The sequence below is a fragment of the Amycolatopsis xylanica genome (assembly GCF_900107045.1).
Taxonomy (GTDB): Bacteria; Actinomycetota; Actinomycetes; order Mycobacteriales; family Pseudonocardiaceae; genus Amycolatopsis; species Amycolatopsis xylanica.
Genome location: NZ_FNON01000001.1, coordinates 374,871 through 389,209, shown reverse-complemented (window position 1 = coordinate 389,209; position 14,339 = coordinate 374,871). Strand labels below are relative to the sequence as shown.

13 protein-coding genes are annotated in these 14,339 nt (G+C 69.1%); 4 read left to right on the top strand and 9 right to left on the bottom strand.

What is annotated here, in order from left to right:
* Positions 1-48 precede the first annotated feature (48 nt).
* On the top strand, positions 49-1,020 hold the full coding sequence (locus BLV57_RS01590; RefSeq protein WP_245757097.1) for a Kelch repeat-containing protein: 972 nt from the start codon (positions 49-51) through the stop codon (positions 1,018-1,020).
* Here BLV57_RS01590 and BLV57_RS01585 read toward each other — a convergent pair.
* The 4 genes from BLV57_RS01585 to BLV57_RS01570 form a co-directional block, all read right to left on the bottom strand.
* Entirely contained in the window at positions 954-1,820 is an 867-nt protein-coding gene (locus tag BLV57_RS01585; protein ID WP_091285606.1) for a hypothetical protein, read from the bottom strand. The genes BLV57_RS01590 and BLV57_RS01585 overlap by 67 nt on opposite strands.
* 112 nt (positions 1,821-1,932) lie before the next feature.
* Positions 1,933-2,844 (bottom strand): pyridoxal 5'-phosphate synthase lyase subunit PdxS, encoded by a 912-nt coding sequence (gene pdxS / locus BLV57_RS01580; RefSeq protein WP_091285603.1) that lies wholly within the window; start codon positions 2,842-2,844, stop codon positions 1,933-1,935.
* An 83-nt stretch (positions 2,845-2,927) separates the two neighbouring features.
* Positions 2,928-3,911: an ArsR/SmtB family transcription factor gene (locus tag BLV57_RS01575; RefSeq protein ID WP_091285601.1), complete on the bottom strand. Its 984-nt coding sequence runs from the start codon at positions 3,909-3,911 to the stop codon at positions 2,928-2,930.
* Between the two features lie 16 nt (positions 3,912-3,927).
* A complete protein-coding gene (locus tag BLV57_RS01570; RefSeq protein ID WP_091285599.1) occupies positions 3,928-5,400 on the bottom strand; it encodes an FAD-binding oxidoreductase in 1,473 nt (490 codons plus the stop codon).
* Positions 5,401-5,485: 85 nt separating this feature from the next.
* Here BLV57_RS01570 and BLV57_RS01565 point away from each other — a divergent pair, with 85 nt between their 5' ends.
* The gene (locus tag BLV57_RS01565; RefSeq protein ID WP_091287817.1) at positions 5,486-7,594 is read left to right on the top strand and encodes an elongation factor G-like protein EF-G2; all 2,109 of its coding nucleotides are present in this window, start codon (positions 5,486-5,488) and stop codon (positions 7,592-7,594) included.
* Between the two features lie 106 nt (positions 7,595-7,700).
* Here the strand turns inward: BLV57_RS01565 and BLV57_RS01560 are convergent, their stop codons facing one another.
* Positions 7,701-8,207, bottom strand: coding sequence for an XdhC family protein (locus BLV57_RS01560; protein ID WP_091285598.1), 507 nt, complete (start codon positions 8,205-8,207; stop codon positions 7,701-7,703).
* A gap of 44 nt (positions 8,208-8,251) precedes the next feature.
* Here BLV57_RS01560 and BLV57_RS01555 point away from each other — a divergent pair, with 44 nt between their 5' ends.
* Together BLV57_RS01555 and BLV57_RS01550 are read left to right on the top strand one after the other, a co-directional pair.
* Positions 8,252-8,506, top strand: a complete 255-nt coding sequence (locus BLV57_RS01555; protein ID WP_245757095.1) for a hypothetical protein — start codon at positions 8,252-8,254, stop codon at positions 8,504-8,506.
* A gap of 31 nt (positions 8,507-8,537) precedes the next feature.
* Entirely contained in the window at positions 8,538-11,129 is a 2,592-nt protein-coding gene (locus BLV57_RS01550; RefSeq protein ID WP_245757094.1) for an ATP-binding protein, read from the top strand.
* Here BLV57_RS01550 and BLV57_RS01545 read toward each other — a convergent pair.
* The 4 genes from BLV57_RS01545 to pgsA are packed head-to-tail and all read right to left on the bottom strand — an operon-like array spanning position 11,126 to position 14,254.
* Positions 11,126-11,599, bottom strand: a complete 474-nt coding sequence (locus BLV57_RS01545; protein ID WP_091285591.1) for an NUDIX hydrolase — start codon at positions 11,597-11,599, stop codon at positions 11,126-11,128. The genes BLV57_RS01550 and BLV57_RS01545 overlap by 4 nt on opposite strands.
* The gene (locus BLV57_RS01540) at positions 11,596-12,738 is read right to left on the bottom strand and encodes a glycosyltransferase family 4 protein (protein ID WP_091285590.1); all 1,143 of its coding nucleotides are present in this window, start codon (positions 12,736-12,738) and stop codon (positions 11,596-11,598) included. Before BLV57_RS01540 ends, BLV57_RS01545 begins: the two co-directional genes overlap by 4 nt.
* Positions 12,735-13,643 (bottom strand): phosphatidylinositol mannoside acyltransferase, encoded by a 909-nt coding sequence (locus BLV57_RS01535; RefSeq protein ID WP_091285587.1) that lies wholly within the window; start codon positions 13,641-13,643, stop codon positions 12,735-12,737. The genes BLV57_RS01540 and BLV57_RS01535 overlap by 4 nt, the downstream gene beginning before the upstream one ends.
* Positions 13,640-14,254, bottom strand: coding sequence for a phosphatidylinositol phosphate synthase (pgsA, locus tag BLV57_RS01530; protein ID WP_091285586.1), 615 nt, complete (start codon positions 14,252-14,254; stop codon positions 13,640-13,642). The genes BLV57_RS01535 and pgsA overlap by 4 nt, the downstream gene beginning before the upstream one ends.
* Positions 14,255-14,339: the final 85 nt, after the last annotated feature.

Below are 14,339 nucleotides of genomic sequence, written 5' to 3'. Positions count from 1 at the left end.
GGCATCGGTATTGGCGCGCCGCCGAAGCGCCGGTCTCTACTGGGGATCGTGAACGAACGATCAATGACCGTGTGGACCGAACGAGCGCCACTGCCCGAGGCGCGGGCCGAGATCGGGGTCGCCGAACTCGGCGGCGAGATCCACGTGCTCGGCGGCACGCTCCAGGCGGCGGGAGCGCCGCTGTGGGCCTGCGCCCGCAACACCGTCTACGACCCCGCCTCGGACACGTGGCGCGAGCGGTCCCCGTTGCCCGCGCCGCTGAGCCACGCCGGGGTCGCGGTGCTGGACGGGCTGCTCTACGCCGTCGGCGGTTTCCTCGAGCCCGTGCACATGCGGCCGCGTGACTCCGTCTTCGCCTACGACCCCGCGACGGACGACTGGCACGTCTTGCCCTCCCTGCCCGAGGCGATCGGGTCGGTCGCGGTGGCCGCCGCGGGCGGGCTGCTGCACGTCTTCGGCGGGCGGACGTCCAGCCGCATCGTCAAGCTCGACACCGGCCCCGGCGGGCCCGAGCTGTCCGCGGGCTTCGGCACGGTGAGCACTCATCGCACCTACGACCCGCGCACGCGGGCGTGGGCGACGGCCACGCCGGTGCCCGGCCCCGCGCGCGACCATCAGGGCGTCGCCGTGCTCGGCGACCGGGTCCACCTTTTCGGCGGCCGCCGGGAGGACATCAGCGACAACCTTTCCCGGCATGACGTGTACGACACCGCCACCGGTGAATGGTGGGCCGCGGCGGAGCTGCCCGCGCCCCGTTCTTCAGGCGCGTACTGCGTGCTGGACGGCAGAATCCGTTATGTGGGCGGGGAATGCTCCGCCAACGGGGACGCAGCGAGCTTCGACGCCTACACGGACGCGTTCGAGTACGACCCCGGCGCCGACGCGTGGACGACGCTGGTGCCGCTGCCCGCACCGCGCCACGCGTTCGGCGCGGCAGCCGCCAACGGGACCGCCTACTTCATCGGCGGGGCGCCGAAATGCGGGGGCGGAGCGTCCACGACCGTCTTCGCCCTCGGCTGAAAACCGATCAGGCCGCCCACGATCACCGCGAGTTCGGCCGCCACGAGAGCGGCGACGCCGTAGGCCGCGGCCGGTCCCGCGGTGAAGTCCCCTCGGCGGACGAGGACCGCGATACCGATGAGCACGAGCATGACCACCTGAACCTCGAGCTGGAGACGCACTCGCGACGCACGGGCGTCCACCGCGATGAGCACATTGGCCACGCCCAGCGCGTACACCGCGGCCAAGGTCCGCGCGGTCAGCGGAGTGACCGCCCAGGGCCAGAACCCGCCCACCTGGCTCGGCAGCACGAACAAGCCGGTGGCCACCAGCAGTTCGGTCGCGCCGGTCGCGCCGAGCACGATCCGGAAGACCGGGTGCAGACGGGGTTCCCCGGCGGACGCGGGTGCGCGAGACGCCCTGCTGTTCAAGGTGGCGATCAGCACCACGAACACGGGCGCGGTGAAATACAGGGTGGCCCACGCGATGAAGGAGATATGGCCGTGGGTGAAGCGGTCCCAATGCACCACTGTCGTGACGCCCAGCAGGGACGCGAACAGTGCGACCGGCGGAAAACCGAGCGCGATCTCCGACCAGCGCTTCGCCATCGCCACCCGGACGAAGAAGAACGCGCCTCCCAAGTAGACGGAGGCGAGGAGCATCGCCGTGAGCGGAGGTTTGATGCCCCAGGCGAACAATTCGAGTGTTCTGGACGGCATCAGGTAGCAGATCACGAAGGCCGCGAGCAGGAACGGCACGATCACGAGTGCGAGCACGCGCGTGGCCGGGAGCACCCGGTCGCCGCGATCGTGCAGGTTCATCACTCGAATATAAGCGCGGGACCAGGCGAAACAGATGACGAACCGCTTACGTCGAATGTTCGACGCCCAGGGCCCACACGGTGTGGGCCCTGGGCGTCTTGTTTACCGGCGTTTACCAGCCGCGCTCGGCGAGACGGTGGGGCTCGGGCACGTCGTCGACGTTGATGCCGACCATCGCTTCACCGAGGCCGCGCGAGACCTTGGCGATGACGTCCGGGTCGTCGTAGAAGGTGGTCGCCTTGACGATGGCCTCGGCGCGCTGGGCCGGGTTGCCGGACTTGAAGATGCCGGAGCCGACGAACACGCCCTCGGCGCCGAGCTGCATCATCATCGCCGCGTCGGCCGGGGTGGCGATGCCGCCGGCGGTGAACAGCACGACCGGGAGCTTGCCCTTGGCCGCGACCTCCTTGACCAGCTCGAACGGGGCCTGGAGCTCCTTGGCCGCGACGTACAGCTCGTCCTCGGGCAGCGAGGACAGGCGGCGCAGCTCGGCGCGGATCTTGCGCATGTGGGTGGTCGCGTTGGACACGTCGCCGGTGCCCGCCTCGCCCTTGGAGCGGATCATCGCCGCGCCCTCGTTGATGCGGCGCAGCGCCTCGCCCAGGTTGGTCGCGCCACAGACGAAGGGCACCGTGTACTGCCACTTGTCGATGTGGTTGGCGTAGTCGGCCGGGGTGAGCACCTCGGACTCGTCGATGTAGTCGACGCCGAGCGCCTGCAGCAGCTGGGCCTCGACGAAGTGGCCGATGCGCGCCTTCGCCATGACGGGGATCGAGACGGCCTCGATGATGCCGTCGATCAGGTCGGGGTCGCTCATCCTGGCGACGCCGCCCTGCGCGCGGATGTCGGCGGGCACGCGCTCGAGCGCCATGACGGCGACGGCGCCCGCGTCCTCGGCGATCTTCGCCTGCTCGGCGTTGACCACGTCCATGATCACGCCGCCCTTGAGCATTTCCGCCATGCCGCGCTTCACCCGGGCTGTACCGGTCACAGCGTCGTCGGCAGTGGGCTGAACGTCAGTCACTGAAGTGGCCTTTCCAAGAGGGGTCTGTGCCACCCAGTCTAGGTGCCACGTGGACCGCTCACCCAGGCCAGTACGCGACGATTTCAGCAGTCCACTTCGCCACCCGAGGCCACCAGACCGTCGGCGGCCCCGGTCCGCACATAGAGCGTCTCGCGGCCTACTTTCTGTGCGCTGACCAGGCCCGCAGCCCGCAAAGTGGTCAGCTGCCCGCGCACCGCCGCCGGGGTCATGCGGGTCCTCGCGGCGAGCTCGGAAGTGGCCACCGGGGCGGCCAATTCCGTGAGCAATATCGCTCTCCCCCGGCCGACGACCGCGGCCAGTTCGCGGGGCGCGGCCGCGCCGCCCTCGTCCCACAGCCCGGCGAGACCGCGCGCCGGGTAGCGCAGCACGGGCTGCCAGCGCGGATCGGTCTTCGAATACACCTTCGGCCACGCGAAGGCGGACGGCACCAGCACCAATCCGCGCGCTCCGAGCGGGTGGACGGCGTGCAGGTGCGCGTGCGCGACCGTCAGCGCGCCCTCGTGCCAGGCGACCATCGGCGAGAGGTCGTCGAGCAGGCGCTCGGCGCCGTGCTCGGCGAGCAGCCTGGCCCGATGGAGTACCTCGGCCTCGAGCAGCGCGCTGATCCGCCGCCAGCACGGTTCGAGCACCAGCGCCCAGTACGCCTCGATCAGCGACGCCAGCCGCTCCAGGCCTTTCGCCGGATCGCGATAGAACTTCGCGAGACCACCGGAGCCGTACGAGTCCATTGTGTCCAGATCACGGCGGACCACCCGCGCGGGCACATCACGCAGGACGTCGAGTTCGTGCTCCAGGTCCGGGACCGGCGTCGACGGGGTCGGCGTGAGGAACGCGGGCAGCTGCCGGTCGGGCACCAGGTCGCCCAGCAGCCTGATGTCCAGTCCCGCTTGGGAAATCCGCTGCTGGGCCCGCTTGGCCCACGGCAGGTGCACCGCGTGGCCGCCGGGGTCTTTGAGCACGCGCACACTCGCGACGCATTCCCACAGCGGGGAGAACGCGAAGCGAGTGTGCGCCATGTCCTGGGCGGTCAGCGCGAATTGCGGCACCCCGCCGAGTCTAAGGTCACTCCTTTGTAGACAGACCTTGCGCGAACGCGAACAACCCTTCCGGGTCATATTTCCTCGCGACCCGGCGCAGCCTCGGCAGATTCCGGCCGTAATAGGCGTGCGCCCAGTCCGGCATTTCCGGGTCGAGGTAATTCACGTATCCGGCGGGCCCGGTCATCCTGCCGATCTCGTCGCGGACCTGGCCGACCTGCCGCCGCACGGTGGCCTCGTCGCCGGTCGACGGCCCGACGTCGAGCAGGATCTGCGTGCTCGACACCGCGTCGCGGTGCGGGAACGCCGAATCCCCGCGCGCGATCGCCCCGCCGAAGGTGTCGACGATCGTGTACATCGTCGGCGTCGCGGTCACGACCTCGGCGAAATGCGCCGGGTCGGACAGCGGAGCGGAGATCATCCGCGACGCGCCCACGTACGCGCCCCTGGCGTACTGGCCTTTCCCGCCACTCCAGCTCGGGCCGCACTTGGGCGCGGTGAAGTCACCGCAGCCACCGAACCGTTCCATGGTCGCGAAGTAGCTCAGATCCTCCGCCGACCGCGAAGTCGGCTTGCTGCCGACCCGCCGGACGAGGTCGTCGAGGAACGGCGCGGCCGCGCTCGCGGGCCCGGCGAAACAGCCTTCGAGCCCGAACGACGGCTGCACACCACCCGAGATCCCGATGCTCGCCCACATCTCGTCCGGCGTCGACAGCACCCAGTCGTGCCAGGCGGCGAGCACCGACGGCAGCGCCTCCGGCACGAAACCCAGCGCGAACACGGAAAGGTCGCGCGCGGGCGCGGTGTCGAAGGTGAACGAGGTGACGATGCCGAAGTTACCGCCCCCGCCGCCACGCAGCGCCCAGAACAGCTCAGGTTCCGAGGACGCCGACACGGTCCGCAGCCGCCCATCCGGCGTGACGACCCGCATCGAGACCACCCGATCGCAGGTGAGCCCGTATTTCCGGCCGAGGACGCCGATCCCGCCGCCGAGCGCCAGCCCGCCGATCCCGACCGTCGCGCACGATCCGGCAGGCAGCAGCCTGCCCGCTTTCGCGACCGCCGTGTAGACCTCGCCGAGCCGCGCCCCCGCACCGACGACCGCCCGCCCGTCCGGGTGAACCTCGATCGCGTTCAGCGGCCCGAGGTCGACCACCAGGCCCCGGTCAGGCGTCGAATAGCCGACATAACCGTGGCCGCCGCTGCGTGCGGCGATCGGGATGTCGTATCTCGCCGCGAACTCGACGCACGCCTGGACGTCCTCCGGCCGCGCGACCTTGGCCACCGCGGCCGGGAACTGGTCGTCGAACATGGTCATGAAGCCCGTGCGGACACCGTCATAACCAGGATCCGACGGCAGATAGAGCTGCCCCTTGAGTTTGGCTCGCAGCTTGTCCCAGCGCGGATGCGCGAGCCGCGGCGCCGACGCTCCGCTCACCCCGATCACCACCGCGCCCGCTCCGGAAACGCGCAGGAATGTACGCCGATTGAATGTCATACCCCAGCCCCCTAGCCCCAGGTCTTGCCGCCGCCAGCATATCGGGTGTGTGATCGAGGGCACACTGCTCGATGAGGAGAGTGAAATGGCCGACAAACAAAGCAGGAACGGAGACTCCGGGGCCGCCGTCGCTGTGGACGATCCCGCGAAGGTGCGCAATGTAGTGCTGGTCGGCCCGTCAGGGTCCGGCAAGACCACCCTCACCGAGGCGTTGCTGGCCGCCTCGGGCACCGTGAACAGGGCCGGGTCGGTGGTCGACGGGACCACCGTCTGCGACCACGACCCCGCCGCCGTCCGGCAGCAGCGCTCAGTCGGGCTGTCCGTGGCTCCGGTCGTCTACAACGGCTACAAGATCAACCTGATCGACACGCCAGGGTACGCCGATTTCGTCGGTGAGCTGCGTGCCGGTCTGCGCGCCGCCGACGCCGCGCTGTTCGTGGTGTGCGCCGCCGAAGGCGTCGACGCCGCCACCATCGCGCTGTGGGAGGAGTGCGCGGCCGTCGGGATGCCGCGCGCGGTCGTCATCGCCAGGCTCGACCACCACCGCGCCGACGCGCAGGCCGAGATCGCCGCCTGCCAGGCCGCGTTCGGCGGCGGCGTGCTCCCGCTCTACCTACCGGCGGGCAACGGCCTGGTCGGGCTGATCACGCAGCGGTTCTTCGACTACTCGGAAGGGTTCCCGCCGAAGGTCGCCGACCCCGACCCCGCCGACCTGGACCGGATGACCCAGGCGCGCAACGAGCTGATCGAGGGCGTCATCGCCGAGAGCGAAGACGAGACGCTGATGGACCGCTATCTGGCGGGCGAGGAGGTGCCGGAGGCGACGCTCATCGCGGACCTGGAGACCGCCGTCGCGCGTGGTTCCTTCCATCCGGTGATCCCGGTCTGCTCCACGACCGGGCTCGGGCTTTCCGAGGTGCTCGAGGGCATGATCAGGGCGTTCCCGTCACCGCTGGAGCACCCGCTGCCCGAGGTCACGGCGCCTGACGGCACCCCGCACGCGACGCTGACCACCGACCCCGACGGGCCGCTCGCCGCCGAGGTCGTCCGCACGGCCGTCGACTCCTACGTCGGCCGGGTTTCACTCGTCAGGGTGTTCTCCGGGACGCTGCGGCCGGAGCGCCCGGTCCACGTGTCCGGGCACGGCCTCGCCGAACGCGGCCACGAGGACCACGACGCCGACGAGCGCGTCGCGCACCTCTATTCCCCGCTCGGCGCGAACCTGCGCGAGGTCCCGTTCTGCGTGGCGGGCGACCTCTGCGCGCTGACCAAGGTCGGCTCTGCCGAAACCGGCGACACGGTGTCGTCACCGGACGAGCCGCTGCTCATGAAGCCGTGGGCGATGCCGGAGCCGCTGCTGCCGGTCGCGGTCATCGCGAAGACCCGCAGCGACGAGGACACGTTGGCGCGCAACCTTTCCCGGCTCGTCGCGGGCGACCCGACGCTGCGGCTCGACCGCAACGCCGAGACGAACCAGCTCGTGCTGTGGTGCATGGGCGAGGCACACGCCGACGTCGTGCTCTCGCGCCTGCGCGCGGGCGGCGCGGACGTCGACACCGAACCCGTGCGCATCAGCCTGCGCTCGACCTTCGCGGCGCCGGCGCGCGGGCACGGCCGCCACGTCAAGCAGTCCGGCGGGCACGGGCAGTACGCCGTCTGCGACATCGAGGTCGCGCCGCTCCCCCGCGGCGGCGGTTTCGAGTTCGTCGACAAGGTGGTCGGCGGCGCGGTGCCGCACCAGTTCATCCCCAGCGTCGAAAAGGGCGTCCGCGCCCAGCTAGCGCGCGGGCTGGTCGACGGTCACCCGGTCATCGACGTCCGCGTCACCCTGGTCGACGGCAAGGCGCACAGCGTCGACTCCTCGGACGCCGCCTTCCAGACGGCAGGCGCTCTGGCGCTGCGCGACGCGGCCGCCAACGGCCGGGTCTCCCTGCTGGAGCCGCTGGACGAGGTCGCGGTCCGCCTGCCGGACGAACACCTCGGCAACGTACTGGGCGACCTGTCCTCCCGCCGAGGCCGCGTCATGGGCACCGAGGCCGACGACGGCGGCCGCACGATCGTCCACGCCGAAGTCCCGGCAACGGAACTGATCCGCTACGCGATCGACCTGCGTTCCCTCACCTCGGGCACGGCGACGTTCACCCGCCACCACGCCCGCTTCGAACCCATGCCCCAGGGAGCCGCCGCCCACTGACCCGGCCTTGTTTTGCCCGAAAGTGACTTTCGTCAGGTCTTATTCCCCGAAAGTGACTTTCGTCAGGTCGCATCTGACGAAAGTCACTTTCGGGGTTTTTCGAGCCTTAGAAGGTGAAGCCGCCGGGGCGGGCGTTGCGGTCGGCGATGAGGCCTGCCAGGGTCGCGATCGCGATTTCGGCGGGGGTGCGCGAGCCGATGTTCAGGCCGACCGGGCGATGGACACGGGCGATGTCCGCGGCGGGGACGCCGAGCGCGGTGAGGGCGTCGACGTGCGGGCCGGGGTGGCGGGGGTTGCCGAGCACGCCGATCCAGCGTGACGGGCCCGCGAGGACGTCGCGCAGGACGGAGCCCAGCTCGGGGCGGTGGTGGTCGGTGACCACGATGTCGGCGTTGGCGTCGACGTCGGGCGCCGAAAAGAAGACTTTGACACCTGTGGGCAGTTCGCGCATGGGGTCGGGTTCGAAGAGCATCGGACGGTAACCGAGGTCCCGGGCGTAGGTGAGCAGGAAGCGCGCGACGGGCGAGGCAAAGACGGCGACGAGGGTGCGTTCCGCCGTTTTGGGTGCCGCGTTGCCGTGCGCAACTTCGCAAGAGGAATCTGGTGCAGCCATGCGGGCTAGTGTGCCACCGTCACGCACTCACTACCGTTTTCCGTATGACGAAAATCGTTAAGCAAGCCCTGATGATCGCGGCCGCCGTGTCGTTGCTAGGCGCTCCGCTCGCATCCGCCGTCGAGACAAGGGATTTCCGCGGTGACGGCGACAGCAGCTTCGGCCCGGAATTCGCCTTGATGTACGCGCGCTGGGACGCGCAAGGCAAATCCGACGCCGCCGGGTTCACCGATTGCTACGAGGCCGAGAAACATGTGTGGGCCTACAGCGCCTGGGTCATCAGACGCTGCACGCGCTGAGATGGAGGTCCGGCATCACACGATCGTTGTCGTGGACATCGAAGGTTTCGGGGACCGCCGCCGGACGAACACCCATCAGCGCGGTGTCCGTGACGGGCTTTATCAGGTGGTGGAGAAGGCCTTCACCACAGCCGGATTGCCATGGGCGGACTGCTACCGCGAGGACCGCGGTGACGCGATCTTCATCCTCGCCCCGGCAACGGCACCGAAGCCGCTCTTCGTCGAATCATTGCCGCCCAACTTGATCACCGCGCTCCGGGTGCACAACGAAACCCACCCTGACGCGCAACGGATCCGGTTGCGGCTGGCATTGCACGCCGGGGAGGTCTACTACGACGCCCACGGCGTCACCTCGGCGTCGCTCACGCTGGCATTCCGGCTCATCGACGCCGCGCCGTTGAAGGCAGCGCTCGCCGCCTCACCGGGTGTGCTGGCGGTGATCACCTCGAACTGGTTCTTCGACGACGTCGTACGACACAGCCCGGGCGCGGCACCCGCGACCTACCGCCAGGTTTCGGTGGCGGAAAAGGAAACCACCACCACCGGATGGATCACGCTTCCGGACCATCCCTATCCGCCCGATGCCGCGAGCTCGCCCACGGTGCCGCGGAACGTGCCACGACAGTTGCCACTCGCGGTCCGCGACTTCACCGGACGCGCGGAGCATCTGGCCGCGCTCGACAAGCTGATACCGCCCGAAGGCGAGGAGATGCGGGCGGTCGTGATCTCGGCGGTCGACGGGTGCGCGGGTATCGGCAAGACCACGCTGGCGGTGCATTGGGCTCACCGCGTACAGCACCGTTTCCCCGATGGGACCTTGCATATCAACCTGCGCGGCTACGGCCCCGGCGAACCCGCCAGCCCCGGCGAGGCTTTGGACGGATTCCTTCGCGCGCTCGACACCCCAGCCGACAAGATGCCGACCGGAGCCGACGCCCAAGCCGCCCTCTACCGGTCACTGCTCGACGGACGGCGAATGCTGATCGTGCTCGACAACGCCAACAGCGCGGCCCAGGTCCGTCCCCTGCTCCCGGGCACGCCTGGCTGCATGGTGCTCGTGACCAGTCGTGACAGCCTCACCGGGCTTGTCGTCACCGAGGCCGCGTACCGGCTCAATCTGGACCTGCTCAGCCCGCCCGAAGCACTCCAGTTCGTCAGCGGCATCATCGGCACCGACCGCACCGAAGCCGAGCCGGAGGCGGTGAAAGGCCTGATCCGACTTTGCGCCCAGCTGCCACTCGCATTGCGCATCGCCGCCAGCAAGGTCGCCGCGCACCCGCAGACCACAGTCGCGGAGGTCGTCGCCGAACTGGCTGAAGAAGGGCTGAATGCTTTGAGTCGCGGTAGCGACGAGTTAGCCACAGTGCGGACCGTGTTCGACTGGTCCTATCAGCGCCTGCCCGCCGATCAAGCACGGCCGTTCCGACTTCTCGGCCTGCATCCCGGCCCCGATCTCACCCCGCGCAGTGCGGCTGCGCTCACTGATCTCGATCTGCCGACGGCTCGCAACCTCCTGGACGACTTGGCCGCAGCGAATCTGGTTGAGCCAACAGGGCGTGGCCGCTATCGGCTCCATGACCTACTTCGCGCCTACGCCGCTGACAGAGCGCATCACGACGACTCCAATGAAAGCCTCATGAAGGCCATGGAAACTCTTCTTGGCTGGTACACCCATATGGCTCTCGCCTGTGACCAAGTGCTATTCCCCGCTCATCCTCGACTCAGCTTAAGGCTGCCTGCTCCCACTGACGCGGCACCATCTCTTGATCGAGCACGCGCGTTCGAATGGTTCGAGTCAGAAAGGAGAAACCTCCTTGCCGCTCTACACAACGCAGTTAACAACCAATTACACGAGCATGCCCTCCATTTAGCCGAATGTACGCGGTTCCTTGGGTTGTCTGGCAGCTGGGATGAACGTCTCGACAGCGCAAGTTTAGGTCTGGCGGTAGCACGATCCTGCGGAGACCTTGAAGCGGAAATGAAATTCCTTAGCATCCGCGGCGAAGCGTTCATGGACTTGCGACGATGGAACAAGGCGCAAGACGACCTCGACTACGCCTTGAAGCTCGCCCGTACCGCTCACAACCGAACTCAAGAAACAGGGGCACTCAACAACCTTGGCGCTATGTACTGCGACCGAGAGCAGTTCGAGAAAGCGCTACGTTATCTGCAAGAGACGCTGCCCTTGACTCGGGATAATGCCAGCGAACGACAAGAAGCGGTCGTCGAAGGAAATTTGAGCCGCGCTTATTCCGGCCTCAATCGCTACCGGGAGGCAATCGAACATGGGGAGCGCGGTCTCGAGTTCCGCCGACGCTCCGGCGATCTCACTGGAGAGTCAGGTGCTCTGCGCCTTGTGGCCGAAGCATGGCAAGGGCTCGGCAACCACGAAAAGGCGATCATGCTTTGTCGGGAAGCGATCATCCTCAGCCGAGCAGTCGGCCAATTCCAGACCTCTACAGCCGAAGCACTGGCCACGCTCGCGATATCCCTGTACCAAACCGGCGAAGCCGCCGAGGCCATCTCATGCTGGCGCGAGGCCGCAGCGCTCTTTGATGAGTACGGCGGCCCTCACCGTGCCGCCGACATCCGGCAACGGTTGCGCGAGGTGGAAGGGGGTTAGACGTCGGGTTCGGCGATCTCGAAGTACACCGGGTGCGGGGCCGTGCCCGCCAGCTTGAAGTAGCGGACCTTGCGACGACGCCGCAGCGCGAGGGTGTCCCGGACGGCATCGTTGTACATGCGCCGCGCGATGACGACGCGGTGCTCGGCATCAGTGAGCTCGTCGGCCAGCGAAGCAGGCAAGGTGCTGCGGTCGATTTCCGCCAGGCGCAGCGTCAGGTCGTTCTCCTCGAACTCGCGTTCCGCGCGCGGGGCCGCTTCGGCGCGCTCGGCCAGCGCGTGCAGACCGGGGAAGCCGTTCAACGAAGCGACCGTCCGGGCGACGACCGCGCGGCGGGCGAGTGCGGCGTCGAGGGCGAGCCAGCCGGCGTCGAGGCGGACGTGGAGGCGGTCGAGGCGGTTGGCCGTCGCGACCAAGAACAAGCCGCCGAGTACGAGTAGGGCGACGAGCAGCGCGATCAGCCAAGTCACGAGAACTCCCGCTCAGAGTCGCTCACCCGGCGCGGGTCGGCCGCGACCGCGGTCTCGTAGACGCGCAAGACCTGGGTGGCCACCACGGACCAGTCGAAGATCGCGACCCGCTCGCCCGCCGCGGCGGCCAGTGACAGGCGGCGGGCGGGGTCTTCGAGCAGCTCGCGTAATGCCGAGGCGAGTGCGAGTGGGTCGCCTGTTTCGGTGAGGACGCCCGCGCGGCCGTCGTCGAGGACGCGGCGAAACGAGTCCAGGTTGCTGGCGAGTACCGGGGTTCCGGCGGCCATGGCCTCCGTGAGGATCATGCCGAAGCTCTCGCCGCCGGTGTTCGGCGCGCAGTAGACGTCGACGCTGCGCAGCGCGCGTGCCTTCGTCTCGTCGTCGACCTGGCCGAGGAGCTCCAGGTGCGGGGCCAGTGCGGGACCGGCCTCCCGGCGCAGCTCGTCGGGGTCGCCTCGGCCGACGACCAGCAGGCGCAGTTCCGGGAATTCGGGCAGGAGCGAGCGAAGCGCTTCAAGCAGAATGCCCATGCCCTTGCGCGGCTCGGTGAAGCGGCCGACGAAACCGACCGTGCCGCCGTGCCTCGGGTAACCGTCGAGGGGCTTGGCCGAGGCGAAGAAGTCCGTGTCGACGCCGTTCGGGATCTCGACCGCGTCGCCACCGGCGTGCTCGACCTGGACACGGCGCGCCAATGCCGACACCGCGATGCGCGCGGTGATCTTCTCCAGCAGAGGGCGCAGCACCGGCTGGAACGCGGCGAGCGTGCGGGAACGGGGCGTCGCCGTGTGGAAGGTCGCGACGATCGGGCCGTCCGCGATCTTCAGTGCCAGCAGCGAGAGGCTGGGCACCGCGGGCTCGTGGAGGTGCAGCACGTCGAAGTCGCCGTCGTGCAGCCAGCGGCGGACCCGTGCATAGGACACCGGGCCGAACTGCAGGCGGGCGACCGAGCCGTTGTAGGGAATACCGAGTGCCTTGCCCGCTGGGTGCACAAAGGACGGAACGTCGGAGTCCTCGTCGGCGGGCGCGAGCACGGACACGGTGTGGCCGCGCTCGATCAGCACCTTGGCGAGGTCGACCACATGCCCCTGGACGCCCCCGGGGACGTCGAACGAGTACGGGCAGACGATGCCGATCTTCATGCGCCCAGGCTGACTCGGTGCTCGGCCTCGAGGTCGGCGATCCAGAACTTCTGCAGCATGTGCCAGTCCGTCGGATGGGCGGCGATGTCACCGGCGAAGATGTCGGCCAGCGCCTGCGTGGCGGCGGGCACCTCCTCGCGGGCGTTGACCCTGATACGGGGGTGCAGCCGGATCTGCCAGCCGTCGTTGGTGAACCAGCACCCGGCCGGGATGAGCGCGGCGCCGGTGGCCGCCGCGAGCCGGGCCGGGCCGCCCGGCATGCGGGTCTGCTCGCCGAAGAACTTCACCGGGACGCCGGAGTTGGTGAGGTCGCGGTCGCCGACCAGGCAGATCGCCTTGTTCTCGCGCAGCCGCTTGAGCAGCACGCGCATCGCCGCGCTGTCGCCGGTCAGCGGCACGATCTCGAAGCCGAGCGACTCGCGGTAGGCGACGAACCGCTTGAACAGCGACTCGGGCTTGAGCCGCTCGACGACCGTGGTGAACCCGCCCAGGTAGTCGGCGAGCCAGACACCGGCGGCGTCCCAGTTGCCGCTGTGCGGCAGCGCCATCACCGCGCCGTTGCCTTCGGCGAGCGCGGCGTCGAGGTTCTCCACGCCGGTGATCAGACCGGCGACCTTGCGGCTGACCTCCTTGTGGTCCATCGACGGGAGCCGGAACGACTCGTGCCAGTACCGGGCGTACGAGCGCATCGCGCGCTTGGTGAGCTCGTCCAGCTCGGTCGCGTCGGCCTGCGGGACGACCCTGGCCAGGTTCTTGCGCAGCTGCTGGACGCCGGCGCCGTCACGGCGGGACGCCAGGTCCGCGCCGAGCGAGAACAGCCCGGAGCCGGTCGACTCGGGCAGCATCTTGGCGAGCTGCCACCCGGCGGCGTAGCCCCAGTCGGCCAGGCGTCCCGCGAAGCTCATGCTTTTTTCGCCTCCCGAGCCGCCTTGGCCACCGCGGCCATCCGCTGGAGCAGCGTGACCACCGAGAGCGCCGCGAGCAGCCAGAGCGAGATGTCCACCGTGTACGGAATGCCGAAGCCGTGCAGGCCGGTGCCGACCAGCGCGATGATCAGCCGCTCGGCGCGTTCGACCAGGCCGCCGTCGGCGGAGAAGCCGGAGGCCTCCGCGCGAGCCTTGACGTAGGAGATGACCTGCGCGAGCACCAGGCAGATCAGCGCGGCCGCGGCGGCGGGGTGGTTGTCGTCCCGTGCGAAGCACCACCAGGCGATCGCGGCGAACAACGCGCCGTCGACCAGCCTGTCGCAGGTGGCGTCGAGCACCGCGCCGAACGGGGTGCCGTAGCCGCGGGCCCTGGCCATCGCGCCGTCGAGCAGGTCCAGCATCGCGAAGCCCCACACGGTGAAGGTGCCGGTGAGCAGCCAGCCGTTGGGGAAGAACACCAGCGCGCAGGCGATCGCGCCCGCCGTCCCGATCACGGTCATGGAGTTCGGGGACAGGCCGAGGCGCACCAGCGCCTTGCCGATCGGATCGGTGACGCGGGAGACGGATTCACGCGCGAAGATGTTGAGCATTATGCGAGGGGCACCTGGCTGCGGGGGAAGGTGGGCGAAGGCAGCCTATCCATTGGCACCGACGGTGCTGACACGCTGGTGGGTG

Bases quoted from the DNA above. Each gene is read 5' to 3' on its own strand.
- pgsA (WP_091285586.1), bottom strand. From the start codon at position 14,254: ATGCTCAACATCTTCGCGCGTGAATCCGTCTCCCGCGTCACCGATCCG.
- BLV57_RS01570 (WP_091285599.1), bottom strand. From the start codon at position 5,400: ATGACATTCAATCGGCGTACATTCCTGCGCGTTTCCGGAGCGGGCGCG.
- BLV57_RS01555 (WP_245757095.1), top strand. From the start codon at position 8,252: ATGACGAAAATCGTTAAGCAAGCCCTGATGATCGCGGCCGCCGTGTCG.
- BLV57_RS01560 (WP_091285598.1), bottom strand. From the start codon at position 8,207: ATGGCTGCACCAGATTCCTCTTGCGAAGTTGCGCACGGCAACGCGGCA.
- BLV57_RS01540 (WP_091285590.1), bottom strand. From the start codon at position 12,738: ATGAAGATCGGCATCGTCTGCCCGTACTCGTTCGACGTCCCCGGGGGC.
- BLV57_RS01535 (WP_091285587.1), bottom strand. From the start codon at position 13,643: ATGAGCTTCGCGGGACGCCTGGCCGACTGGGGCTACGCCGCCGGGTGG.
- BLV57_RS01585 (WP_091285606.1), bottom strand. From the start codon at position 1,820: ATGAACCTGCACGATCGCGGCGACCGGGTGCTCCCGGCCACGCGCGTG.
- BLV57_RS01565 (WP_091287817.1), top strand. From the start codon at position 5,486: ATGGCCGACAAACAAAGCAGGAACGGAGACTCCGGGGCCGCCGTCGCT.